This is a genomic window from Clostridium sp. DMHC 10, assembly GCF_001270375.1.
GTDB classification, from domain to species: Bacteria; Bacillota; Clostridia; order Clostridiales; family Clostridiaceae; genus Clostridium_S; species Clostridium_S guangxiense.
The window spans coordinates 1,947,799-1,973,342 of sequence record NZ_LGVB01000015.1 but is presented as its reverse complement, the minus strand read 5'-3'; the positions used below and the strand labels follow the sequence as shown (position 1 = coordinate 1,973,342).

Here is a 25,544-nt window from a genome sequence, read left to right as displayed (position 1 = left end):
TTAAGGAAGTAATAATCCATGGAAATTAAGCTAAAGGAGCTGTCAATTTATGATGGCACAGACATATTTGCAATGATTAAAGAAATTGGACCGGGAGAAAATGGCTTTATAAATGGAGGATACCGAATATGCTATGACGAATTTAAAAGTTATTTAGAAGGTCATTTCGAATTGTCGCGAGGAATGAATTTGAGCTCAAGATATGTACCACAAACTATTTATTGGCTTTATATAAATGATAGACCTGTAGGAATTGGTAAGCTAAGGCATCATTTAAATGATAGATTAAAAGAAGTTGGTGGGCATATTGGATATACTATAAGACCTTCGGAAAGAAGAAAAGGATATGGCAATATTCTTTTAAAAGAACTTTTAAAAGAAGCAAAAAAAAAAGTGGTGTAAATAAAGTATTTATAACGTGCATTAAAGGCAATATGCCATCTAGAAAAATTATAGAAAGGAACAATGGTAAACTTCAAGATATATTTCATGGTATTTGTAGATATTGGATAAATATAGATAGGCAACGTGAAACTTGAAATTTTCAAGTTTCACGTTGCCTATCTATAACATGGTTTTATTTTACCTGAAATTTAGAAATCATTTCATTTATCTTTTTAGATAGTTCAGAGGCCTTTTGAGATTGTTTTGCTATATGCTCTAAGGCAGAACTAGTTTCCGTAATACTTGCAAGTATTTCTTCGGAATTTGAAGAGGACTCCTCAGAGGCAGATGATATATTTAAGATAACAGGATTTACCTTTGATATATTATTTTTAATTGAAATTGTTGATGCTGATATTTTATTAGACATTTCGGATATAAACTGAGCATCACTTTTGTACTGCTCGCCAATGCGCGTTAACATTTCATAATCAGACATGATTTGTGAATTTATAAATTCAAGAATGTCATTAGCATGACCAGCTAAATTGCTTGTAACCGCTGTAGCTTTACCTACATTTGCTTTTATTTTTGCTACAATATTGTTGGATTGCTCTGCAAGTTTTCTAACTTCTTCGGCAACTACTACAAAGCCTTTCCCAGCCTCACCAGCCCGAGCAGCCTCTATAGATGCATTAAGTGCTAATAAATTTGTTTGCTCTGATATCTCTTCAATATCTTGAGCCATAGTATTTATTTCATTCACAACTTTAATATCAGAAATTGCTTTTTTAACTTCAGCCTTTTTTATTGAGTATAAATTATTAATGTTTTTAGATGAATTATCAGCTTTAGTTTTGATGTTTGCAGCTCTTTTCATAATTTCAGATGAAATTTTGTTGCTATCTATAGATTTTTTACTAAGTTCAATAGATTGATTATTAATTTCATTTGTAGATGAACTTACTTCACTTGTAGAAGAATTCAATTTTATATTATCGCTGGATATTAATTCAGTGGATTCTTTTATGTTAAACATGCTAGCTGAAACTTCCTCCATTGAGGCTGTTATATCTTCGCTGGAGTTTGCTAAAACCTTCATATCATTTACAAGTTCTAAAATAAGATTTTTCATATTTTCTGTAGCTGTATTCAAAGCTTTTCCCATAGTCCCAATTTCATCATTATAATTTATTTTTATTTCATGAATGAGATCACCCTTTGATAAGCTATCAGCAAAATTTATTATATTTTTTATTCTCTTTTTTAGCCATAATGACATTATTGTTCCTAATATTGACAAAAGTATTGCTGCAATTATTATGATTATAACTTGTACAACAAATGAATCCATATAGACCTTATGATTTGAAATTGAAACGTTTTTCGCCACCGATATATCATCTTTTATTACGGTATTTAAAGCTGAAATAAGCTGTTCCCTCATGCCGCTGTATTGTTCGGAATATATTTTAGATGCAGAGTTGTAATCTCCATGATCTACAGCTTTATATATATTATCTTTAGTAGCTCTGTATTCAGACAAAAGACTTTTTACTTGTGCTAAATCTTTTTTTTCTTGAGAAGACAAATGTCCAATCTCTTCAATTTGAGATATGGTACTGTTAGTTACATCGGTAAGACCTTGGAGATGATTTTCAGAAGAATTTATATCATCTTTGAAATTTGGATTTATACTGTGCTCTACGTCTGATAAACCTAAATTTATGTTGTTTTGTATAGAATATAAATATTCAAGACTTAACAAGTTGTTGTTGTATAGGCTATTTGTATTATTGTTCATTGCTTTCATATTTATGATTCCTATAATTCCAACCGATATTAGAAATAAAATACTTATTATGTTTACAGCAATTAATTTTTGCGATATCTTTAATTTTTTTAACATATATGAATACACCTCTTGAATTTTGATCAAAATGAAATTTGATGATTATAAAATGTGTTTACAACAATTTAAATATTATAGCTTAACTTGTATTTTGTCAATATAAGGGCATATAAAATAAATATATGTGTATTTTCTATATTTTTGTGTATAATTATGTTAAAATGTGGGCTGTAATGTTAGAAAGATACTCAATTAAAAAATACATTTAAATGTTATGTATAACATTTGCATTTATGGTTAATATGTATACTTGTAGGTCGCATAAAGTGAGGTGCATTTGGTTGGATATTGGCAGTATTGTTAGAATAGAAGATAACAATGAATGGAAAGGCTTGTACGGTATAGTTAAATACAAGAATGAAAATGAATCTTATATATTTTGCATTCAAAATCCATGTTATCTTTACAGAGCTAACAGAAAAAACAATATAGTGGTTATGTAATGCTTTTTAGGAAAGTATAGAGCGCATGATGCAAGCTTAGTGGTTTGTTATCATGTGCTCTATATTTTATATAAAATCAACAAAAAAATATATTTTAAAATATAATATAGTGATTTACGTATGCAAAATTATTTTTAAGGTGTGATTAATGTGAAAAATAAAAAATATTATTAACAGGTGGAGCAGGATTTATTGGAGCACGATTATGCACAGAATTGTTAGAAGGTAATCAAATTTTAATATATGATAATTTGAAAAGAAATGCAGTAAAAAACACACCTTTAACTAATAAAAGAAATGTGACCTTAGTTAAGGGAGATATTTTAGATTTTTCATTTTTAAAGAAAGTTGTAGATAAATTCAAACCCAATATTATTATTCACCTTGCAGCAATAGCAGGAATAGATACAGTAATTAAAGAGCCTGTAAACACTATGAAGGTGAATATGATAGGAACTTTTAATATATTAGAAGCTATTAAAGAATATTCAAATAGTATAGAACGATTTATTGATTTTTCTACTAGTGAAGTTTTTGGTGTTTACGCCTACAAAGTAAATGAAAATAGCACAACAAATTTAGCACCTGTAGGGGAAGCTAGATGGACGTATTCAGTAAGTAAGCTTGCGGCTGAACATCTTACAAATAGTTACTATAAAGAATATGGCCTTAAAACTGTAACGGTAAGGCCATTTAATATATATGGACCGGGTCAAGTAGGAGAAGGTGCAATTCATGAATTTATAGTAAGAGCTATAAAGAATAAAACAATTAAAGTGCATGGAGATGGAGATCAAATAAGGTCATGGTGTTATATAGATGATTTCATAGATGGAATAAAATTGTGCCTTGAAAGCGATAAAGCAATAGGCAATTCTTTTAACATTGGTAATCCTAAAGGTACTATAACTATAGGTATGCTAGCACAGCTTATAAAGCAGGTTGCAAATTCTAAATCAAAAATTATATATGTACCTAAAAATTATGAAGATGTTGAATTAAGAGTGCCAAGCATAGAAAAGGCAATAAGGTTACTTGGTTTTAATCCTAAGTATGATTTGTTAAAAGGATTAAATAAAACAATAGAATGGTATAGGAGAATGAAGGATGATTAGATTATCGCTTCCGTATATAAAAAGGGATGAAATAGAGGAGGTAACAAAAGTTTTAAATTCAAGGTATTTGGTTCAAGGAGAAAAGGTAAGACAATTTGAAGAAATTATTTCAAGGTATCTCAGGGTGAAATACTGTATAGCTGTAAGCAGCGGAACGGCTGCACTTCATCTTGCACTTTTAGCTGTAGGCGTAAAAAAAGGAGATGAAGTTATTGTACCAGATTTTACATTTCCAGCTACAGCAAATGCGGTAGAACTTGTAGGAGCAAATACAAAATTTGTGGATATAAACTTGGATAGTTTTTGTATGGATGCAGATAGAATAGAAGAAAAAATAACAGAAAAAGCTAAAGCTATTATTCCTGTGCACGAATTTGGTCAGAGTGCTGATATGGACAAAATAATGGATATAGCACGTAAGTATAAATTAAAGGTAGTAGAAGATGCAGCGTGCGCTTTGGGAACGGAGTATAAAGGTGAAAAAGTAGGAACCATAGGGAAAGTTGGATGTTTTAGCTTCCATGCAAGAAAGCCAATTACTACAGGGGAAGGTGGAATGATTGCAACTAATAATGAAGAAATAGCAAAAAAGTTAGAATTTTAAGAAATCATGGCGAAAAAAGTATAAATGGAAAGGCGGATTTTGTTGAAGCTGGATTTAATTATAGGATGACCGATATTCAAGCAGCTATAGGAATAGCGCAAATGAAAAAAATTAAAGAAATGATGGATTACAGAAAGCAAATTGCTGACGAATATAATAAGTTTTTAAAAGATGAAACTTTACTAACTATTCCATGTGAAAAAGGTTATGGTAAGCACATTTATCAAACGTATCATGTTCTGCTTCATAATAGCATAAATAGGGATTTTGTAAAAGAAAAATTAAAGGAGAATGGTGTAGAGAGTAATTTAGGAGCCTATGCTGTACACTGTCAGAGTTATTATAGAAATAAGTATAAGCTTAATGATGAAAATTTTCAAAACTCCCTATATTCATATAAAAAAGGACTGGCACTTCCAATGTATTATGAACTTGATTTGAAAGAGATAAAATTTATATGTGATTGTATAAAAAAATCAATACTATGGGGTGATAAAAATAAAATTTGAAGAGGAACTTAAAAACTATACTCATAGCAAAAGAGAAGAAATGCATAAAAAATGGAACAGGGTTTTGCCAACTAATGAATTATTTTTTGATAGATGGGAGAAAGCAAAATATTTAAATTGTGGAGAAGGAAGCAGTATATATGACACTAGCGTTATTATGGGGAATGTTATCATTGGAAAAAATGTTTGGATTGGACCCTTTACTATGATAGAAGGAATCAATGGAAAGGTTGAAATAGGTGATAATTGTAATATTAGCACAGGAGTTAATATATATACTCACGATTCTTCGATGCACGTAGTAAGTGGTGGAAAGGTACCATTTAAAAGGGGCGATGTGCATATTGGTAAGAACACCTATATAGGGAGCATGTCCGTAATAAAGCAAAATATTATAGTAGGTGATAAATGTATAATAGGTGCAAATAGTTTTGTAAACAAGAATATACCAGATAATAGTGTTGCTTTTGGTACACCAATAAGAATTGTAGGTGAGGTAGTAAATGAAGATGGTGTCTATAAAATAAAATACTTTAATAATGAGGATTAAAGGTGTGGTTCAATGAAAAAAAAAAGTGGTTTTTTTTGTTAAACAAGGGCTAGATAATTTTCTTTCAGATATAATAATAAGAATTTCAGATGAATATGAGGTTAGAAAGACTATTGTTACAAATTACAACCAAATTGATGAGGGAATGCAGTGGGCAGATGTTTGTTGGTTTGAATGGTGTGATGAACTAATAGTATATGGAAGTAAGCTTGAGGTAGCTAAAGAAAAAAAAGTTATATGTAGGCTGCATAGTTATGAAGCATTTAATGCTTATCCTGCAAATGTAAACTGGGAAAATGTAGATAAGCTTATATTCGTATCTAGTCATATACGGGATTTTTCTATTAAAAGATTTAATTTAAATAAAAGTAAAACTGAAGTAATTCCAAATGGAATAGATTTATCAAAATATAAATTCAAGAATAGAAATGTTGGCTTTAATATAGCTTATGTGGGATATATTAATTATAAAAAAGGACCAATGTTACTTTTACACGCTTTCAAAGCCATTTACGATAAAAATAATAAATATAAATTGTATATTGCAGGAAGCTTTCAGGATTATAGAGATATCTTGTATTTTCAGCAGATGATAAAAGAATTCTCAATAGAGAATAATGTAATATATGATGGGTGGCAAAACGATTTAGATAAATGGCTGGAAGATAAGAATTATATTTTGTGCACAAGTATTTTAGAATCACAGAATATGAGTATTATGCAGGCCATGACTAAAGGTATAAAGCCTATAGTGCATAATTTTGTGGGAGCTAAAACAATATATCCTAAAGAATATATCTGGAATACCATAAGCGAAGCAGTTCAAATGATTTCTGAAGATAAATATAATTCTAAAGAATATAGAAATTTTATTCAGTATAATTATTCATTAAATAAACAAGTTGAGGAAATTAAAAATATTATAAAATTTGATATATTAGACCAAGTTAGTTTGATGAAGGAGAAATTCAAGGCAAACTGTGACGATATTGTAAATTCAGAAAACCTATTTAATTTCTTACTTGATAATAATATGGAAAAAAAATATATGAAGTATATATCACAATGGTTTGTAAGAAGCAGATATGATTATACTAGTAAGTTTAACTATTATTATGGAAATATGTATAGAAAATTTAATAGTTACAGTAGATTTAAATATATAGATGATAGCGCATATAAGAAAATGGAGTTGATTGGTGAGGAGTTTTTTACCAAATACTATGATCTATATTTTAAAAACAAAGATAAAAATATAAAAAGTAAGAATATGCTTTTTATATTAAATGGTTTAGATATAAAGCAAAGCGTTATTCAATTTTTTATAAACTATTTAAATAAAAATTGATAAAGCAGAATATAGTTACTCGGTGCTAAGCCTTTTAAGTAAAGATGAATTTAATAATGCTTATGAAAGCATAGAGTGTTTTTCAAAACTAAATATAAATTTGTTAGTACCTAAAGGGAAAACTATAGAAGATAAGTTTATGGAATTTTATAAGTTTATAAGTGAAAATAATATTAACTATTGTGTTTATTCATCAATGTATTATGCACCTATAGGTGTTCCACTGTATCCATTATTAAAAAAACATGCAAGTCAATAGGATTAATGCAGTTTCAGCAGCCAGAGCCATATTTTGACGGAAAAGTTGATTTTGTATATGCATATATGAAAAAAGGTAATTGCTGTAAAAATATGTTTGATGTTATATCACCTATAAATACAGATAAGATAGATAGGAGCCTTAATGTAAGGGAACTACTTCATGTTGATAATGATAAGAGGGTAATAGTATCAGTTGGAAGGAGCATGAAGTATAAAAGTGAACTATTTTGGAAATTTGTAATAAAGCTTGTTTCTGAAATAGATAATGTATGCTTTGCAGTTTTTGGATGTGAGTATAGCGAATTTAAAAAGTATGTACCAGAAACCTTTTTATTAAATAAAAGCATATTTTTTTTAGGCTTTAATTTAAATGCTTCATCCTATTTAAAAAGCTGTGATTTTTATTTGAATTCGCATAATATACCAGGAGGTTATGCGGTTGAAGAAGCATACTATGCAGGATTGCCTATAATAACTTTTGGTGAAAATGAAGAAGATGGTAGAGTATTTGACTCAATGCTTGCAGGGTATTACACCATATCATATTTATACAAAGAGGCAGATGAAATATTTCCTAAAGTAGATGATTTTGAGGCCTTATTTATGCTAGCTAAGAATTTAATAGAGAATAACAGCTATAGAAATTATGTTCAAGGCAGTAGGAAGGTTGATAGTAGAGAATTAACTTTTAGCAGTTTTGTAAAGAAATTTGAAAGATATATTGATGATCATAGTAAATTATAAGTAATGCTTTTTTAACAAATTTTCATTTGATAAAATATAATGTAATAGCATGTTTTATATGAAAACTAATAATTTGTCGAAATACGTGGCTATCATTTCAATTATTCGCTTAAAGGAGTGCTTTATTTTGCAAAGTAAAGAAAAATTAATAAACAAAATTAAGAATAAAACAGCCATAGTGGGTATAATAGGTCTAGGATATGTAGGCTTGCCACTTGCTGTACAAACTTCAGTTAAAGGATATAATGTAATTGGTTTTGATATACAACAAAAAAAGGTTGATATGATTAATTCAGGTGATAATTATATAGATGATATAAAGGATGAAGTATTTAAGAAAGTAATAAGTGGTGGCAAACTTACAGCTACTTCTAATTTTAAATTTATAAATAATGTAGATGTTATTTTGATATGTGTTCCAACACCTCTTGATAAGCATCAACAACCAGATATAAGTTATGTTAAATCTTCAACCGAGGCTGTTGCAGCTAATATGCACAAAAATATGCTTGTGATACTTGAAAGCACAACCTATCCAGGCACAACCGAAGAACTTGTTATGCCAATATTGGAACGAGTATCCACATTGAAATGTGAGAGTGATTTTTATCTTGCATTTTCCCCAGAGAGAGTTGATCCTGGTAATTTAGTGTATAAAACTAAGAATACTCCTAAGGTTGTTGGCGGAATAGGGAAGGAGAGCACTGAATTAGCAGCTTTATTTTACAGCAGTATACTTGAAAGTGAAGTATATAAGGTTTCAAGTCCAAAGGTTGCGGAAATGGAAAAAATTCTCGAAAACACCTATAGAAATATTAATATTGGTTTAATAAATGAAATGGCAATCATTTGCAATAAGATGAAAATTAATATATGGGAAGTTATAGAGGCAGCAAAAACAAAACCATATGGATTTCAAGCATTTTATCCTGGACCTGGACTTGGGGGACACTGTATACCATTAGATCCTTATTATCTTACCTGGAAAGCTAGAGAATATGATTATCACACTAGACTTATAGAAACTTCTGGTGAAATAAACAACTATATGTCTCAATATATTTTAGAGAGATCAATAAAAATGTTGAATAAGTTTGGAAAGGCACTAGTTAATTCAAAAATTTTGATATTAGGGATAGCCTATAAAAGTGATATAGATGATTATAGAGAAAGTCCTGCTCTTAGGATAATAGAAAAATTCAAAAAAGAAGGTGCCGTAGTAAATTTTTATGATCCATATATTCCTGTGTATAAATATGATGGAAAAGAATATAGTGGTGCGAAAGAGCTTACTAAAGAGGTTTTGGAGAATAGTGATCTTGTAATAATAACTACCGCTCATAGCAAATACGATTACAAGCTTATACAAAAGTACTCGAAGTGTGTTTTTGATACTAGAAATGCAACTAGCGGTATTTCAGATAGATGTAATATTGAATTGTTATAATAATAATATTTTAACACATCTGTATGTGAATAAGTATAATATAATGAAGCTAAAAGTTGCTTCATTTGTAACGGGATTAAGGAGTGATAAACTATGGCAAATAGCATAGTGTTTCAAAACTCTGCTAGCCAATTGAAAACACAGATATATGGTTTAAATGCTGGTAAAGCTGTGCCTGTTGAAGTTGATGCAGACGGAAAACTACTTGTTTCTGCTATGGGAACAGTAAGTAGAATAGGTACAGTTGGAACTGTGGACAAATTAGGAACGGTAGGCACAGTAACAAAATTAAGTTCAGTAGGCACGATAGATAGATTAGCATCCGTAGCAACAATAAGTAAAATTAGTGCAGTAGGCACAGTAACGAGATTAAGTTCAGTGGGCACAATAGACAGATTAGCATCAGTAGCTACAATCGGAAAAATTTCAGGAGTTGGAACAGTAACAAGATTAAGTTCAGTGGGCACAATAGATAGATTAGCATCAGTAGCCACAATCGGAAGAGTTGCCGCAGTTGGAACAGTAACAAAATTAAGCTCAGTAGGCACAATAGATAGATTAGCATCAGTAGCCACAATCGGAAGAATTTCAGGAGTCGGCACCGTAACAAAATTAAGTTCAGTCGGGACGATAGATAGATTAGCATCGGTAGCCACAATAAGTAAAATCAGTGCAGTCGGCACAGTAACAAGATTAAGTTCAGTCGGAACAATAGATAGATTATCATCAGTAGCCACAATCGGAAGAGTTGCTGCAGTCGGCACAGTAACAAGATTAAGTTCAGTCGGAACAATAGACAGATTAGCATCAGTAGCCACAATCGGAAGAGTTTCAGGAGTCGGCACCGTAACAAGGTTGAGCTCAGTCGGAACCATAGACAGATTGGCTTCCGTAGCAACAATTGGAAGAGTTGCCGCAGTCGGAACCGTAACTAGATTAAGTTCAGTCGGAACAATAGATAGATTAGCATCAGTAGCCACAATCGGAAGAGTTGCTGCAGTCGGCACAGTAACAAGATTAAGTTCAGTCGGAACAATAGATAGATTAGCATCGGTAGCCACAATAAGTAAAATCAGTGCAGTCGGCACAGTAACAAGATTAAGTTCAGTCGGAACAATAGATAGATTAGCATCAGTAGCCACAATCGGAAGAATTGCTGCAGTCGGAACCATAGACAGATTGGCTTCTGTAGCAACAATTGGAAGAGTTGCCGCAGTTGGAACAGTAACGAGGTTGAGTTCAGTAGGAACAATAGATAGATTAGCATCAGTAGCAACAATCGGAAGAGTTTCAGGAGTCGGCACAGTAACGAGGTTGAGCTCAGTAGGAACAATAGATAGATTAGCATCAGTAGCAACAATTGGAAGAGTTGCTGCAGTTGGAACAGTAACGAGGTTGAGCTCAGTAGGAACAATAGATAGATTAGCATCAGTAGCCACAATCGGAAGAATTGCTGCAGTCGGAACCATAACAAGATTAAGTTCAGTCGGAACCATAGACAGATTGGCTTCTGTAGCAACAATTGGAAGAGTTGCCGCAGTCGGAACCGTAACTAGATTAAGTTCAGTAGGCACAATAGATAGATTAGCATCAGTAGCAACAATTGGAAGAGTTGCTGCAGTTGGAACAGTAACGAGGTTGAGCTCAGTAGGAACAATAGATAGATTAGCATATATAGAAGCTTGGTACAATAAAAGAAGGATACATGGAAGTATTGGATATATAACTCCTCAACAATGTGAGGAGCTATCAAGAAAAATTGCATAAAAAGTTCGACTTTTTGTGTCTAAAATATTGACATCGATCCAACCGTAAAACCCTTCACCTTTCGCATAGCGAAAACCTTAGTCTTTTAACAAACGAAGTGAGTTAAAACCCTTCACTATAGTGCTCGACAAATTCCAAAAAATAATAACATTAGACATTGACTACCAATGCTAATGCTATCATTTTTATTTTATCGGTTATTGCATACCTTTTTTTGCTCTTGATTTTGCATTTGCTTCTTTTGCTTCTTGTAAATCGCTATCAGAAGAAGCTGCTGAACTTGTAAAACTGCTGCTTGTTGAACTTGTCATTCCGCTTCCAGCTGTACCTTTATTCTGTCTTGATTTTGCATTTAATTGTCTTGCTTCTTGTGCACCACTGTCACTTGCTGAACTTGTAAAACTGCTGCTTGTTGAGCTTGTCATTCCACTAGCTGATTGTTTATTTAATCTTTTTGCTTCTTCTAAATCACTTTTGTTCTTATCCATAATTTATCTTCTCCTTTTTGGTAAAATTATAATTGAAGTTAAAAAGTTATAGATAAATCTATAACTTTTTAGCTTCAATATTATAATACCCATTCATTAAGTTTATATTCGTGAAAGAAACACTTACCTCAGCATATATATTTTACATAAATTCAAGACATATTAAGCCCTACAAATTTCAATACCATATTTAAATATTTGATTTTCTAATTTATTAATTTAATGCTATCTACAGCTCTTTTAAAATATCATCGTCTTTTTCATAATCAATTTTCTTTGAAGCTTCCTCTCCTACATTGAATATTTCACCATTTGCATTGTTATCAACTTTTTTTCCAACATATAAATAATGCTCAGAGCTTCCAAAAATATGAGGATCATTGGACAATTCATACAATATATTGATAACCCTGTCAAATTGCTCACTCGGAAGTTCTTTTAATTTATTTTCTATAAGTCCTCCAATTCCTTCAATTCCCGCAAAACTCAGTTCTTTTAAATTAAAGCTCTCCATAAAATTCTTTGCTTCCTCTGGCTTAATAAAGTAAGCGGAAGTAAAACCTGCTTCTGCATCATTTATTCCATCCTTTAAATATTTCATTACTTCATCAGCAGTTTCGATATTTTCAGAACACTTAAATTCATCTATTATAGGAGCATAGGCAGATATAAATGAGGCAATTAAAATTCCCTCCTTCTTTAAAAACTTTAAAGCATCCTCTACTACTTTTTTTCTATCAACTTCATGAATAAGATGGTATAAAGGTCCCATTATAAGCACCACATCAAATTTGCCCAAATTATATTCAGAAATATTAAGTGCATCATCACAAATATATTTCTCTATTTTAACATTATTTTCGCTTGCTTTTATTTTTGCTATATCAATATGCTTTTGTACTAAATCTAGCAGCACTACCTTATGACCTCTTTTAGCCAAATAAATTGAATATCTTCCCGGCCCACCGCCTATATCAAATACCCTTGCTCCTTCAGTTACATAGGTATTTAAATATCGTTTTGTAATTTCAAATTCAATTTTGTGCCTCTCAAGTCTATTCCATTCATCATAACCTTTATAATAATCTTCTATATCTTCCATAAAAAACTCCTTTAACTCAATAACTCCTAACTATTAACTGAATTACGCTGCCATACTCATAGAAACATTATGCTTACTAAATACATTTATCTTTTTATATAAATTTATAACTTTATTAGATTTTCTATATTCATATGGTGTAATTTCATACATTTTCTTGAAAGCTCTTGTAAAAGACTCTCCACAACTAAATTGATATCTTACAGCAATATCAAGAACAGTAAGCTCAGTATTTTTCAAATCATACGCCGCCTTAGACAGTCTTCTTTTTCTTACATAACCCATTACAGTTTCCCCTGTCACCTTATGAAAAAGCCTGTGAAAATAAAATTCTGACAGGTGACTCTTTTTAGCTATATCATAAAGCTTTATATCATCGTATAAATTATTCTCAATCGAGTCTATTGCTTTTTGAACTTCAGAACTATAATCCACAAATATCAACCTCCTTTTTACTTACTAACAAGTATTTCATCTATTAGACCATATTGTTTAGCCTCATCAGCATCCATAAAGAAATCTCTTTCTACATCCTTTTCTATTTTTTCTAGCGGCTGCCCTGTTTTATCACTATATATTCTATTCATCTTATCCTTAATTTTTAAAAGCCATTCTGTGTGTATTTTTATATCCGTAGCCTGACCCTGCATTCCTCCACTTACTATTGGCTGATGTATTAAAATTTCACTATTGGGAAGTGCAAAGCGTTTTCCTTTAGCTCCTGCAGCAAGTAAAAAGGAGGCCATACTAGCAGCTAAACCTGCACATATTGTGCTCACATCTGACTTTATATAATTCATAGTATCATAAATTGCAAGCCCCGCTGTTATAGATCCTCCAGGACTATTTATATAAAAGCTAATATCTTTATCAGGATTATCTGCTTCCAAAAATAGCATTTGCGCAACAATCAAGCTTGCTGCTTCGTCATTTACTTCTCCACTTAAAACTATTATCCTATCTTTCAACAATCTTGAATAAATATCATAGGAACGTTCTCCTCTATTTGTCTGCTCTATAACCATTGGTACTAAACTCATAATATCACTCCTTAAAATTCATAGACAACTTGGAACCTACATTTCAAGTTGTAAATCTATATCCATGATATAAGTATATATAATATTAATTATAAAAGTCTGACATTTTTTGCTCAGTTTTATGGTTATTTGTTGAGCTTTGTTTTAAAATATAGCTATTTATTTAGTATTCCATTCAGTATAATTTTAAACGCTTCGTCAATAGCCTCAGTTGTTTTAAGCTTACTAGCAATTAAAAAATCATAATCAACAAATATATCACTAATTCTCTCAAGCATTTTGCAAAGCACAGAAAAATTAATATCAGACCTGATTTTTCCCTCTGCTGATGCTGTATCTAAAAGTTCTTTCATTGACTCTAATTTAAATTCTTTCAATTCGTTTACTTGATTCCATTCGCTTGGATAAAATAATCTTGCTTCATTCATTAACTTAATCGGCAACTTATATTTATGATTAGAGTAAATTATTTTATGTATCTTTTCCAAAAAATCACTATCACCATTCAAAGTTTCTTCAACACTTTCCCTATCTGATGAAATGATAGTTTTAAAATACTCCAAAATTATATCATCTTTACTTTTAAAATATTTATAAATAGTCTTCTTACTAATCTTAAGTTCAGCTGCAATTTCGTCCACTGTAAATTTTTTAAGGCCATACAATTGTATTTTCTCTGCTGCCACATCTAATATTTTTCCCTTCATATTTCCACCGCCACTTTTTTCTTAGAGGATTTATATTTAGGCTTTGTTATCAACATTCTCTCAAAACATAGCCTTTATTTAAAGATATCATAAACAATCCAAGAATACCAACACATATAACAACAACCCATGTAAACTTTTCTGAATGTGTCCAAACAGCTCCGCAAACTAAAGGACCAACAAAATTACCTATGTATTGAAATGAATTGAAAATTCCATTTGCAGTTCCTCTATAGCTATTTTCTACAGAATTATTAACGTTAGTTGCTAAAATGGTCGTAAGTGTTACATATGCACTCAAATATAGAATAGTTCCAATCAATAAAAAGACATAAGACTGCTTTTTAAAATAAAAACATATACTTATTGAAGCTATTAAAAAAGCAGTTGTAAGTACTCCTCTATCATATCCTTTTTCTACAAATCCAACAGCAACTTTCATTGCTATGACTGCAGTAAGTATCGCTGGCAAAAAAACTTTCCAAATACCTTTTTCTCCAGTTACATTGTTAAGATATATTGGAACCAAGTAAAAAACAGACATCATCATAAAATTATTAATAAACGCTGCTATATTATTAACGATAAAATTTTTGTTTCTAAATAATATTTTTAAACCTTTATATGTAGAAACCTCTTTCTCAATATTTTCACCTTTTCCATTATCCTTTAAAAATAAAATTATATAAATTCCATTAATTAAAAGCAGTATTGCACAAACTAAAAACATCATGTTAACAGACATAAATTCATGCATAAGCGGCCCTAATGCAAATGCCAATGCTGCTGATGCTGAGACAAAAGTTCCAACAATGCTCAAGGCTTTTGTCCTTTTATCTTGTTCAACTACTTCTGAAGCCCAAGAGTAACCAACTCCTATTATAGCTCCACTTCCTTGAAGAGCCCTTGCAAAAATCAAAATATAAATATTTCTTGCTAAAAACGCTATAAATAAACCAATTATGACTTGAAAAAGCCCAATAACCATCATAATTTTATTTCCAAATTTATCACTAAGAATGCCAAAAGGAAATTGAAAAATTGCTTGGGTAAGTCCAAATATTCCAAGTGCCACCGCCGCTAGCATAGGTGTATAAAAATTAAGTGTTTTACTATAAGTTGATATAAATGGTGCTACCATTGTCATAGACATCTGCCTAATACCCAGAGCTAAGCTCAACATTAACACTGGCATCATTTCATTTCTTAATATTTTATCTTCTTTCAAAAATATCACCTCATCTTATACTATAGAAACTACATTTGTGTTATTGGTTTCCACATAAAATAATGGTATTACCTTTCTATAATTTTGTCAATAAAAAAATTGCTAATGTTGCATAGCAATTTTATTGCTTCCATAATTTAATTAGTACTTCCAGCAGAATAAGTTTTATCATCTAATGCCCAAAATTCCGTAGGTACGGAGGAATTTTTTCCTTGCACTACCGTGGGAGCGAAGTAACAATGCTAAAGGAACGATTTAAAAAAATCCTATAAATCTTAGATTTATAGGATTTTTTTAACGCTACAAAGTATTGTTACTTCGCACTGTATACTACTTTTCCATTAATAATTGTGTACTTCGTTTCTGTAAATACTTCCATTGGATTTCCTGTAAAAATAGCTATATCAGCATCTTTACCTACCTCCAAACTTCCAACTCTGTCATCAACCCCACAGATTTCAGCTGAATTTATAGTCATAGCTTTGTAGGCTTCTTCAATTCCAAGCCCTTCTTTTGCAGCAAAACCTGCACATATAGGAAGATACTGTACTGGTACTACAGGATGATCTGTTGTTATGGCCACTTTGATTCCTGCTTTTGCAAGTATTCCTGGTGTTTTAAAGGTTTTATTTTGAACTTCTATTTTTGATCTTGCTGTAAGGGTTGGACCAATAATTGCTGGAAAACCTGTTTGCTTTATTTTATCAGCTATAAATTGTCCTTCACTACAGTGATCAAGTGTCATCCTTACATTAAACTCTTTTGCAATTCTAATAGCTGTTAAAATGTCATCTGCCTATGAGCATGCGCTTTAAGAGGTATTTTTCTTTCAAGCACAGGAATAAGAGATTCTAATTTAAAATCCTCTTCAAATAATTCACCAGCTTTAATAGCTTTTTCCTTTTTAGCTTTATAAGCTTTAGCCTTTGTTAAAGCTTCTCTCAAAAGTGCAGCTGTAGCCATTCTTGTGGATGGCATTTTCCCCTTTGAATTGTATACTCTTTTTGGATTTTCTCCAAAAGCAATTTTCATAGCAGAAGGTTCTTTAACAACCATATCATCAATGCATTTTCCACTAGTTTTCATAAACACAAATTGTCCACCAATTACATTAGCACTTCCGGGACCAGTCATAACACTTGTAATTCCAGCTTTCACAGCATCATCAAAGGCTGTATCCATTGGATTTACAGCATCAAGTGCTCTAAGATATGGTGTAACTGGATCTGTTGTTTCATTTCCATCTGCTCCTTCAAAGCCTTTATCTTCTTCATGAATACCAATATGACAATGTGCCTCAATAATACCAGGCATTACAATGCATCCCTCGGCATCTATCACTTCCATATCAGAAGTTTCCCCAATTTTTTCAGCAACTTGTACTATCTTACCATTATCTACAAGTACACATCCTTTTTCATAATTTCTACCTGTCATTGTAAGAATTTTACCATTTTTCACAAGTAACATATGTATCATCTCCAACCTAATTTTAAAGATATTTCTTTTGCCCCTATTTTAACTGCATCTATTAGCTTTGCTAAGTGCTCTTCTTGAAATCTCATACTTGGTCCTACAAGGCTAATACTTGCCACAATATTGTTTGATGAATCAAAAATTGGAGCAGCAACAGCAGAGGAATAATCTTGAAGCTCAGAATGACTTACAGAATATCCATTTTGTCTGTCCTTTTTTAATACTTCACGCAAATTATTTTTATCTGTTATAGTACCAAATCCAAATGCAACTAACTCAACTTCATCAATGTATTTTTCACGTTCTACCTCTGGAAGATATGCTAAAATTATTCTTGGGCATGCTCCTCCATATAGTGGTGCTCTTCGCCCTATTTTAGTGTAAACTCTAACAGGTTGAAGGGTATCTAATTTTTCAATGTATATTGCCTCATTACCTTCTTTTATAATAAGATTTACAGCTTCATTAACTTCATCCCTTAAAAAATACATAGTAGGTAGTGCAATTTTTCTTATGTCCATTCTTTCCTTTACTAACTGTCCAAATTCCATAAATATAAGCCCAAGCTCATATTTACCGTAATCATCTTTTTTTAAAAATTCCATTTGCTCTAATGAACCAAGCATACGATAAACAGAAGTTTTGGGTATTCCAGATAATTCTACTATTTCATTTAAATTAAGCTTAGGATTTTCTCTAAAAAGCTTCAAAATATCCATTGATTTTACAACTGTTTTATTCTTATCTTGCATACACTAATACCCTCATAACTGTTTTTTACTATAAATATTACATCTTTATACAATAAAAATCAATAAAAACAACTTATCATATAATTTTATTTTTTTCTAGAAAATTAGTATTGAATTTTCCAGTTATAAATGCCTGATTTTCTAGCAATCTTTTATGAAATGGAATAGTTGTATCTATACCTTCTATTTCAAATTCATCAAGAGCTCTTTTCATTCTTTCAATGGCTTCTTCTCTATTCCTTCCCCATGCAATAACTTTAGCAATCATTGAATCATAAAATGGGGTTATTTTATAACCTGAGTAAGCTGCGCTATCTACTCTTATACCAAATCCTCCCGGTGGAAAATACTTTTTTATTTTTCCTGGACAAGGCATAAAGTTTTTAAATGCATTTTCAGCATTAATACGGCACTCTACAGCACAACCATTTATTTTTACATCTTCCTGGGTAAAAGAAATTTCATTTCCAAAAGCTACATTAATTTGCTCCTTAATGAGATCAATACCTGTTACTAATTCTGTCACTGGATGTTCAACCTGTATTCTTGTATTCATCTCCATAAAATAAAATTCACCAGATTTATCTAAAAGAAACTCAATAGTTCCAGCACTGCTGTAATTAACAGCCTTTGCAGCCGCTACTGCAGCTTTACCCATTTTCTCACGCAGCTTCTGACTTAATGCTGGAGATGGTGACTCTTCTAAAAGCTTCTGATGACGCCTTTGGATTGAACAATCTCTCTCTCCTAAATATACAGCATTTCCATGTTTATCTCCCATTATTTGAATTTCAATATGTCTAGTATTTTCAAGATATTTTTCTAAATATACTTCAGAATTTCCAAACGAAACTTCAGCTTCTTTTTCAGCTTTACGAATGGAGCTTTTTAACTCCTCTTCATCTCTTGCAACTCTCATGCCCTTTCCACCACCACCGGCAGATGCTTTTACTATAACTGGATAACCTATTTTCTTCGCAACCTCAGCAGCTGTCTTTTCGTCATTAATAGCTCCATCGGTACCAGGAACAGTAGGAACTCCAGCATCTTTCATAGTTTCTTTAGCCTCAGCCTTATCTCCCATTTTTCTTATAGCCTCAGAAACTGGTCCCACATAAATGAATCCACTTTCTTCACATATTCTAGCAAAATCAGCATTTTCAGAAAGGAAACCATATCCTGGATGTATAGCATCTACTTTTGCATGCTCTGCTGCACTTATTATATTAGCAATATTTAAGTAACTTTCCTTTGATGGCGCAGCACCTATGCAGTAAGCCTCATCTGCCATTTTTACATGCAGTGCTTCTTCATCTGCACCTTTTGAATAAATAGCTACAGTATTAATTCCCATTTCCCTGCAGGCTCTTATGATTCTAACTGCAATCTCCCCTCTGTTAGCAATAAGTATTTTTTTCAATAAAACTCCTCCTTCCTTTAAGCTTTTTTAACTTTAAATAGTGGTTGTCCGTATTCTACAAAATCACCATCTTGAACTAGAACCTCTATAATCTCACCATTAACTCCTGCTTCAACTTCGTTGTATATCTTCATAGTTTCAATAATGCAGACTACTGTGTCCTGATTTACTTTTTGACCACTCTTAACAAACGGCTCCTCTCCAGGCTTCTCACTTAAATAAAAGTTTCCTATCATTGGTGATTTTATGCTGTAGTTTTCGTCTTCTTCCTCCTTTAAGTCAGTTTTATCTTGAACAAAATCATCATCTTCTAATTTTAAATTAGTATGTATTCTTTTTTGTGCTCTGCCGTTCCCCTTCGAAATAACAATTTTAGTGCCATCTTGTTCAAGCTTAAAACTTTCCAGTGAAGATTCATCTACCATTTTAATAATTTCTTTTATATCTTCTAATTTCAGCAACAATTTCACTCCCTTAAAACACTTTCTATATTTTCAAACTAACTGCTACCTTAAGATTTTTAATATACCTTTCTCTTTCAATATAAAGCCTTTCTGCAGCTTCCAGAGAAATCTCCTTAAATTTCAAAAACTCTCCTGGCTTCTTTTGAACAACTTTGTGTATATCCACATCTGCAACTTTAGCAATTTTAGGGTATCCACCTGTAGTTTGTCTATCTGCAAGTAATATAATTGGATTTCCATCTGGTGGCACTTGGATTGTTCCAAAAGAAACTGGCTCTGAAATCATCTCCAGCTGACTTTTTAATTTTAATTCATTTCCGCCTAATCTATATCCCATTCTATCTGATTGGGTGCTAATGCCAAATTTATTATTAAAAAAGTTTTCTTGGCTCTCCCAGGTAAATTCATTAAATTGTCTTTCATGAATAACTCGTATAAAGTCATCAGAATCACAGTTTTTCCTCTCTAAAAACCAGCTTGGATAAGTAAAAGCACTGCCCAAATTCTTTGAACTTAAGTAAGCTTCAATCTTTTTCGATAAACCGCTCCGTAAATTAAGCTCAATAACATCATTCTTTTTTAAGGCTCTTCCTTTAAAGCCTCCAATACCAGCACGAATATATGTACTTTTGCTCTCCATAACCTTAGGAATCTTATATCCACCAGCTACTGCTAAATATGCACGGCATCCAGACTTACATCGTCCAAATTTTAGAATACTCTTTTTTCGCAGATAGATAGGCCTATACATAGGAACTGCCTTACCATCAATTGTAGGTGATAGATTTGCACCAGTTATAGAAATAAGAGTTCCTTCTTCAATAATTAAAGAAGGTCCAAGAAGTGTAATTTCGATTGCTGCTTCATTTTCTTCATTTCCAACTAAAATATTAGCAATTCGGAGAGAATATGAATCCATAGCGCCACTAACTATAATTCCATGCTTCTGATAACCTGTTCTGCCTAAATCTTGAATGTTAGTAAGTAGTCCTGGTTTCAAAACTGTAATGCTCAAATTTCTCCCTCCTCATATGCTCTATATTCTTCATAGGAAATTGGCACAAATTTAACTACATCTCCTGCTCTAAGAAGACTTGGAGGATTATCTTTTGGTCTAAAAAGTTCCAAAGGGGTTCTTCCAATAAGCTGCCATCCTCCAGGTGTACTTATTGGATAAACTCCTGTCTGCATACCCGCAATACCAACTGAACCTTTTGGTATTGCGGTACGAGGTGATTTTCTTCTTGGCGTAGATATTTCTTCTGACATACCTCCCAAATATGGAAAACCAGGTGCAAAACCTATCATATATACTAAATACTCACCTTCTGAATGAATTTTAATTACCTCTTCTATAGAAATTTTATTGTAAGAAGCTACATAATCTAAATCTGGTCCAAGTTTTCCTCCATAGCAAACTGGTATCTTCACAATTCTACAATTATCATCTGACACCACAACTATATTATTTAAAATTTCACTAATTTCATCTTCTACTATTTTATAAGCAAACTTATCATGTTTTTTATATGAATTTTTAACTTCCATAGGGTCATAATTTACTGTTACACTTGTAAAGGCAGGTATATACTCAATCATCCCTTTAATTGGATTTTTATCGAGATAATCTGCAAAAGCTTTTACTTTTCTTTGTATATATTTATTTATTTCATTTCCAAACTCCACTAGAATGGAAGTTTCACTAATAGCAAACATTTTCGCATTGATTCCATCTTTATTCATTTCTTCACCTCTATATGCTACTTAAATAGTGAAGGCAGTTGATTTATTAAAGTATATATTCCCAAACCTGCCATGATTACAACTACTACTCCTCCAAAAGCCGTCATCCATTTAGGATGCTTGTATTCTCCAACAACCTTTTTATTGTGTGCTCCTATAAGAATAGACCCCAATGATATTGGCAATATAAGACCATTTAAGGCCCCTGCAAGAAGAAGTACCTTTACAGGCTGTCCTACTAATACAAATACCATAGTTGAAAGTACAATAAAACCTATTATAATCCACTTATAATATTTATCTATTTTTGTACTAAAGGATTTAAGAAAGGATACAGAAGTATACGCAGCTCCAATTACTGAAGTTGTTGCTGCCGACCACATTACTATACCAAAAATTTTATAACCTATGTTTCCAACTGACAATTTAAATACTGATGCAGCTGGATTTGCAGCATCCAATTTAAGTCCCTTTGCAACAATGCCAAATGCAGCTAAAAATAATACTATACGCATAATTGATGTAACTAAAATGCCTGAAATTGAACTTTTAGTAGCCTCTTTTACTGCACCTTTACCCTTTAAGCCAGCATCAACGAGTCGATGCCCTCCAGAGAAGGTTATATATCCTCCAACAGAACCACCAACTAAAGTAACTATAGCAAGTATGTTTATTTTATCAGGAATGAAAGTTTTTACAACCGCCTGCCCTACAGGTGGGTTGGATGAAAAGGCAACATAGATAGTCAAAAGAACCATTATCCCACCAAATATCTTTGCAAACATATCCATAGCTTTTCCAGCTTCTTTATATAAAAATATTGAAACAGCAACAACGGCACTAATAACAGCACCTGTTTTTGTTGAAATTCCAAAAAGTACATTCATTCCAAGGCCTGCTCCCGCAATATTGCCTATATTAAATGCAATTCCTCCAAATACTATTAAAAAAGAAACCAAGTAGCCTAGTCCAGGCAAAATAATATTAGCAATTTCCTGTCCTCTTTTTCCTGAAACACATATTATTCTCCAAACATTAAGCTGTGCTCCAATATCCAATAATATTGATATCAAAATTACAAATCCAAAGCTAGCCCCCAAGCTTTGAGTAAATACCGTAGTTTGAGTTAAAAATCCAGGTCCAATTGCAGAAGTAGCCATCAAAAATGCCGCTCCTAGAAGCAAACTCCAATTAGGTTTTTTTATGCCTACCACCTTATCTTCATTATTTCTTACATCCTTTAATTCTTCCAATTTAAAAGCCCCCTTATTTATAGATATATATGAACAACTTGGAACTTAAAAATTATAAACTCCAAGTTTATCCTGACAAACTTGATTTGTAAATCAGAGTAGAGAGTAGGGAGTACAGTGAAGATAGCAGCTTCAAAACGCTTTAATCAAAATTCCAGATTTCCTAAGATGTTCATTTATTTTACTAGCAAATGCAAGAGCATTTGAACTATCTCCATGAATACATACAGTATCCGCTTTTATATCTATTTCTTTGCCTTGCTGACACATAACCTTTTTATTTTTAATCATCTTTTCTACTCTTAACACTGCTTCATCTTTATTTGTCACCATTGCATCAATTTGCTTTCTTGGAGTAAGCGTTCCATCAATTTGGTAAGTTCTATCTGCAAATACTTCACTTGCAGTCTTAATACCTATCTTTTCTCCAGCCTTTACTAGTTCACTTCCTGAAAGTCCATACAAAATCAACTCAGAATCAACCTTGTATACTGCTTCTGCCACTGCCTCTGCTAAATCTTTATCTTTTGCAGCCATATTATATAGAGCACCATGCGGTTTTACATGGTGCATTGTTCCTCCCTCAGACTTAACAAAACCATACAAAGCACCTATTTGATATACCATTATGTCATATGCTTCCTTTGGTGAAATTACAATGTTTCGTCTTCCAAAACCAATTAGATCTTGAAGCCCGGGATGTGCTCCAATTGCCACCTTATTCAAAATTGCCATTTCCACTGTTTTATGCATCACGGAAGGATCTCCCGCATGAAAACCACAGGCTATATTAACAGATGTAACATACTTCAATACTTCTTCATCTAGTCCAATTTTATATATTCCAAAGCTTTCACCTAAATCACTATTTAAATCAATACTATACATTTGTTTTTCCCCCCAAATATAACATACATTTTTGCACAAGTTAGTTCATTCCGTTTTTCGGAACTCAAGTTCCATTTTATAGATTTATAATGTTATTATACTTTTTGCAAAATGCAATGTCAATAATTTATCAAATATAATAGTTATTTTTTGATAAATTAATTAATAAATGCAGTTATCATTGTGTATATTTTATTTACCATATAAAATTACATAAAAGCTATCAAAAATAGGATGCCCTAATAAATAAAGCACCCCTTAATAATTTTACTTGTTACCTCTACGAACCTTTAGCTTTCTTATTTTTCCAAACATGAAATCAAAAAATTTGTCTCTTAGATTTATTAATTTTCTTTAATACCTTGAAATACTGTTCCTTCGTCTACTTTGGGTTCATAAACTTCATCAACTGCTCTAATAATAAACCTTCCAGTAACCACAGCATTTAATATTACCACCACAATTAAAATATAATAATATTGAAACTTATCAAGCAAAATTCCATATACCATTGAACCCAAAGGAACCGCTCCTTGCGAAAATATTCCTAGAAGTGAGAAGAACCTTGAACGCATATCATTTGGAACCATTTTTTGAAGATTTGCTCCTATTGGCGTATTGACACAAGCATTAAAAATTCCAATTATCAAACATATGAAAGCAAGAAAGGCAAATAATATCCAAGAATGACCTCCAAGCAATTTAACTTCACTTGGGAAAACAGCTATGGCTAAAGTCAAAAACATCACTGCTTCTACAATCAATCCTAAATTCATGACAAGTTTTGTTTTTAATTTTTTAGAAAATATACCTAATGCTATATTTCCAATTAACATTCCGACAGTAAATGTCGCCATAATATAACCATACTGCTGTGATGTAAAACCAATAGCTTTTTTAATCACATATGGCATAATTATATCCACAAATGGAGCTACAAGTAAATTTGATATCATTGCAAAGATAAATAACTGCATTAGTCCTTTATCTCCTTTTATAAAGGTAAGCACTTCTCCATTTTCATTAAAGAATAATGATATGGTCATTTTTTCTTGCTTGTGATTTTTACATACATATATTATGAGCGCAGACATTATTCCTGATATTATAAAAGATAAGCCATTTATTAGAAAAACTACTTTTATACCAAAAAAACCATAAATAATACCACCAAGTGCAGGCCCTATTACCATAGAAAATGCATCGAGGCCTCCTCTTGCAGACATTGCCTTCATAAGTTCATTTTCATCAAGCAATTCCCCTATAATTGCACTTGAAGCTGAATTAAATATACTATCCATAATCGATATAAAAATTTGACATCCAAACAGAATATATATATTAATCTTTCCACCAAAAGCTAAAAATCCAAGTACGCATATTAAAATTCCTCTTCCAAAGTCAGATGCAATCATTATCTTTCTTCTATCTTTTCTATCTCCTAATATACCTGCAAAAGGTGATGTTATAAGATTTGGCAGTAGATTAAGTGCAGAAAACACTCCCATGAGTGCTCCTGAATGCGTCAAATCAAGTATAAAAAGCGGAAGTGCTATTTGCTGCACGCCTGTACCTATATACGATATAAATCTTCCCGCCAAATATAATATAAAATTTCTTTTATTCTTCATACCATATCTCCTTAGATTGTTATTGTAACCTCTGTTCCGTCCTTAGCTTTCACTTCCACAAGTCTTAAGCCTCTGTAATGTCTTAAAATATTAATAGATTTTCTTAATGCTCTATAATCAATCATATCCATATACTTTCTATCCTTTTCAGGTATATATTTCTGTATAAATGGAGCCTGTATCAATGATATACCTAAATTTGCAAGACATAATGGAACTGGCACAAAAAATCTTCTTCCATTTGTTTTAACATATACACGCATATGCC

The 25,544-nt window shown here is 31.8% G+C and carries 27 protein-coding genes and 1 pseudogene; 11 read left to right on the top strand and 17 right to left on the bottom strand.

The genetic code is table 11. The features are described from left to right. Nucleotides 1-18: 18 nt before the first annotated feature. Complete coding sequence (locus AGR56_RS11600; protein WP_198150041.1) at nt 19-402, top strand: GNAT family N-acetyltransferase; 384 nt, start codon at nt 19-21, stop codon at nt 400-402. A gap of 175 nt (nt 403-577) precedes the next feature. Here AGR56_RS11600 and AGR56_RS11595 read toward each other — a convergent pair whose 3' ends face one another. After that, entirely contained in the window at nt 578-2,293 is a 1,716-nt protein-coding gene (locus tag AGR56_RS11595) for a methyl-accepting chemotaxis protein (protein ID WP_053242374.1), read from the bottom strand. 284 nt (nt 2,294-2,577) lie between these two features. Here AGR56_RS11595 and AGR56_RS20785 point away from each other — a divergent pair, with 284 nt between their 5' ends. From AGR56_RS20785 to AGR56_RS20300, 10 genes are all read left to right on the top strand, one after another. Next, entirely contained in the window at nt 2,578-2,739 is a 162-nt protein-coding gene (locus tag AGR56_RS20785) for a hypothetical protein (RefSeq protein ID WP_198150039.1), read from the top strand. Nucleotides 2,740-2,903: 164 nt separating this feature from the next. Beyond that, a complete protein-coding gene (locus tag AGR56_RS11590; protein ID WP_053242373.1) occupies nt 2,904-3,854 on the top strand; it encodes a GDP-mannose 4,6-dehydratase in 951 nt (316 codons plus the stop codon). Beyond that, nucleotides 3,847-4,458, top strand: coding sequence for an aminotransferase class I/II-fold pyridoxal phosphate-dependent enzyme (locus AGR56_RS21855; RefSeq protein WP_242851417.1), 612 nt, complete (start codon nt 3,847-3,849; stop codon nt 4,456-4,458). The genes AGR56_RS11590 and AGR56_RS21855 overlap by 8 nt, the downstream gene beginning before the upstream one ends. Further along, the gene (locus AGR56_RS21850) at nt 4,452-4,967 is read left to right on the top strand and encodes a DegT/DnrJ/EryC1/StrS family aminotransferase (protein WP_347460532.1); all 516 of its coding nucleotides are present in this window, start codon (nt 4,452-4,454) and stop codon (nt 4,965-4,967) included. Before AGR56_RS21855 ends, AGR56_RS21850 begins: the two co-directional genes overlap by 7 nt. Continuing rightward, the gene (locus tag AGR56_RS11580; protein WP_231016708.1) at nt 4,948-5,517 is read left to right on the top strand and encodes an acyltransferase; all 570 of its coding nucleotides are present in this window, start codon (nt 4,948-4,950) and stop codon (nt 5,515-5,517) included. Before AGR56_RS21850 ends, AGR56_RS11580 begins: the two co-directional genes overlap by 20 nt. 25 nt (nt 5,518-5,542) lie before the next feature. Further along, nucleotides 5,543-6,865, top strand: a complete 1,323-nt coding sequence (locus AGR56_RS11575; RefSeq protein WP_053242372.1) for a glycosyltransferase family 4 protein — start codon at nt 5,543-5,545, stop codon at nt 6,863-6,865. A 22-nt stretch (nt 6,866-6,887) separates the two neighbouring features. Then, a complete protein-coding gene (locus tag AGR56_RS11570) occupies nt 6,888-7,124 on the top strand; it encodes a hypothetical protein (protein WP_053242371.1) in 237 nt (78 codons plus the stop codon). A gap of 5 nt (nt 7,125-7,129) precedes the next feature. After that, complete coding sequence (locus AGR56_RS11565) at nt 7,130-7,870, top strand: glycosyltransferase (RefSeq protein ID WP_053242370.1); 741 nt, start codon at nt 7,130-7,132, stop codon at nt 7,868-7,870. Nucleotides 7,871-7,997: 127 nt separating this feature from the next. After that, nucleotides 7,998-9,317, top strand: a complete 1,320-nt coding sequence (locus tag AGR56_RS11560) for a nucleotide sugar dehydrogenase (RefSeq protein ID WP_198150037.1) — start codon at nt 7,998-8,000, stop codon at nt 9,315-9,317. A 93-nt stretch (nt 9,318-9,410) separates the two neighbouring features. Further along, nucleotides 9,411-11,084, top strand: coding sequence for a hypothetical protein (locus tag AGR56_RS20300; RefSeq protein WP_053242369.1), 1,674 nt, complete (start codon nt 9,411-9,413; stop codon nt 11,082-11,084). 197 nt (nt 11,085-11,281) lie between these two features. Here the strand turns inward: AGR56_RS20300 and AGR56_RS11550 are convergent, their stop codons facing one another. The 16 genes and pseudogenes from AGR56_RS11550 to AGR56_RS11475 all read right to left on the bottom strand — a co-directional run bounded on the left by AGR56_RS11550 (nt 11,282) and on the right by AGR56_RS11475 (nt 25,539). Then, nucleotides 11,282-11,572, bottom strand: coding sequence for a hypothetical protein (locus AGR56_RS11550; RefSeq protein WP_053242368.1), 291 nt, complete (start codon nt 11,570-11,572; stop codon nt 11,282-11,284). 229 nt (nt 11,573-11,801) lie between these two features. Continuing rightward, on the bottom strand, nt 11,802-12,674 hold the full coding sequence (locus tag AGR56_RS11545; RefSeq protein ID WP_084756976.1) for a class I SAM-dependent methyltransferase: 873 nt from the start codon (nt 12,672-12,674) through the stop codon (nt 11,802-11,804). A 42-nt stretch (nt 12,675-12,716) separates the two neighbouring features. After that, nucleotides 12,717-13,109 (bottom strand): AraC family transcriptional regulator, encoded by a 393-nt coding sequence (locus tag AGR56_RS11540; protein WP_053242367.1) that lies wholly within the window; start codon nt 13,107-13,109, stop codon nt 12,717-12,719. A gap of 17 nt (nt 13,110-13,126) precedes the next feature. Next, complete coding sequence (gene clpP / locus AGR56_RS11535; protein WP_053242366.1) at nt 13,127-13,714, bottom strand: ATP-dependent Clp endopeptidase proteolytic subunit ClpP; 588 nt, start codon at nt 13,712-13,714, stop codon at nt 13,127-13,129. A 155-nt stretch (nt 13,715-13,869) separates the two neighbouring features. Next, nucleotides 13,870-14,421, bottom strand: coding sequence for a TetR/AcrR family transcriptional regulator (locus AGR56_RS11530; protein ID WP_053242365.1), 552 nt, complete (start codon nt 14,419-14,421; stop codon nt 13,870-13,872). A gap of 49 nt (nt 14,422-14,470) precedes the next feature. Next, the gene (locus AGR56_RS11525; protein ID WP_053242364.1) at nt 14,471-15,649 is read right to left on the bottom strand and encodes an MFS transporter; all 1,179 of its coding nucleotides are present in this window, start codon (nt 15,647-15,649) and stop codon (nt 14,471-14,473) included. A 313-nt stretch (nt 15,650-15,962) separates the two neighbouring features. Then, nucleotides 15,963-17,119, bottom strand: a pseudogene (locus tag AGR56_RS11520) (amidohydrolase). A 5-nt stretch (nt 17,120-17,124) separates the two neighbouring features. Beyond that, nucleotides 17,125-17,877 (bottom strand): IclR family transcriptional regulator, encoded by a 753-nt coding sequence (locus AGR56_RS11515; RefSeq protein WP_053242363.1) that lies wholly within the window; start codon nt 17,875-17,877, stop codon nt 17,125-17,127. 76 nt (nt 17,878-17,953) lie between these two features. Then, nucleotides 17,954-19,297 (bottom strand): acetyl-CoA carboxylase biotin carboxylase subunit, encoded by a 1,344-nt coding sequence (gene accC / locus AGR56_RS11510; RefSeq protein ID WP_053242362.1) that lies wholly within the window; start codon nt 19,295-19,297, stop codon nt 17,954-17,956. A gap of 17 nt (nt 19,298-19,314) precedes the next feature. Further along, nucleotides 19,315-19,758 (bottom strand): acetyl-CoA carboxylase biotin carboxyl carrier protein, encoded by a 444-nt coding sequence (gene accB, locus AGR56_RS11505; protein WP_053242361.1) that lies wholly within the window; start codon nt 19,756-19,758, stop codon nt 19,315-19,317. Between the two features lie 25 nt (nt 19,759-19,783). Continuing rightward, a complete protein-coding gene (locus AGR56_RS11500) occupies nt 19,784-20,776 on the bottom strand; it encodes a biotin-dependent carboxyltransferase family protein (protein WP_053242360.1) in 993 nt (330 codons plus the stop codon). Beyond that, the gene (pxpB, locus tag AGR56_RS11495; protein WP_053242359.1) at nt 20,773-21,504 is read right to left on the bottom strand and encodes a 5-oxoprolinase subunit PxpB; all 732 of its coding nucleotides are present in this window, start codon (nt 21,502-21,504) and stop codon (nt 20,773-20,775) included. The genes AGR56_RS11500 and pxpB overlap by 4 nt, the downstream gene beginning before the upstream one ends. 17 nt (nt 21,505-21,521) lie before the next feature. Continuing rightward, nucleotides 21,522-22,757: an NRAMP family divalent metal transporter gene (locus AGR56_RS11490; protein ID WP_053242358.1), complete on the bottom strand. Its 1,236-nt coding sequence runs from the start codon at nt 22,755-22,757 to the stop codon at nt 21,522-21,524. A 132-nt stretch (nt 22,758-22,889) separates the two neighbouring features. Then, nucleotides 22,890-23,645, bottom strand: a complete 756-nt coding sequence (locus tag AGR56_RS11485; RefSeq protein ID WP_053242357.1) for a 5-oxoprolinase subunit PxpA — start codon at nt 23,643-23,645, stop codon at nt 22,890-22,892. Between the two features lie 344 nt (nt 23,646-23,989). Beyond that, entirely contained in the window at nt 23,990-25,276 is a 1,287-nt protein-coding gene (locus AGR56_RS11480; protein ID WP_053242356.1) for an MFS transporter, read from the bottom strand. 11 nt (nt 25,277-25,287) lie between these two features. Continuing rightward, nucleotides 25,288-25,539 (bottom strand): hypothetical protein, encoded by a 252-nt coding sequence (locus tag AGR56_RS11475; protein WP_053242355.1) that lies wholly within the window; start codon nt 25,537-25,539, stop codon nt 25,288-25,290. Between the last annotated feature and the right edge of the window lie 5 nt (nt 25,540-25,544).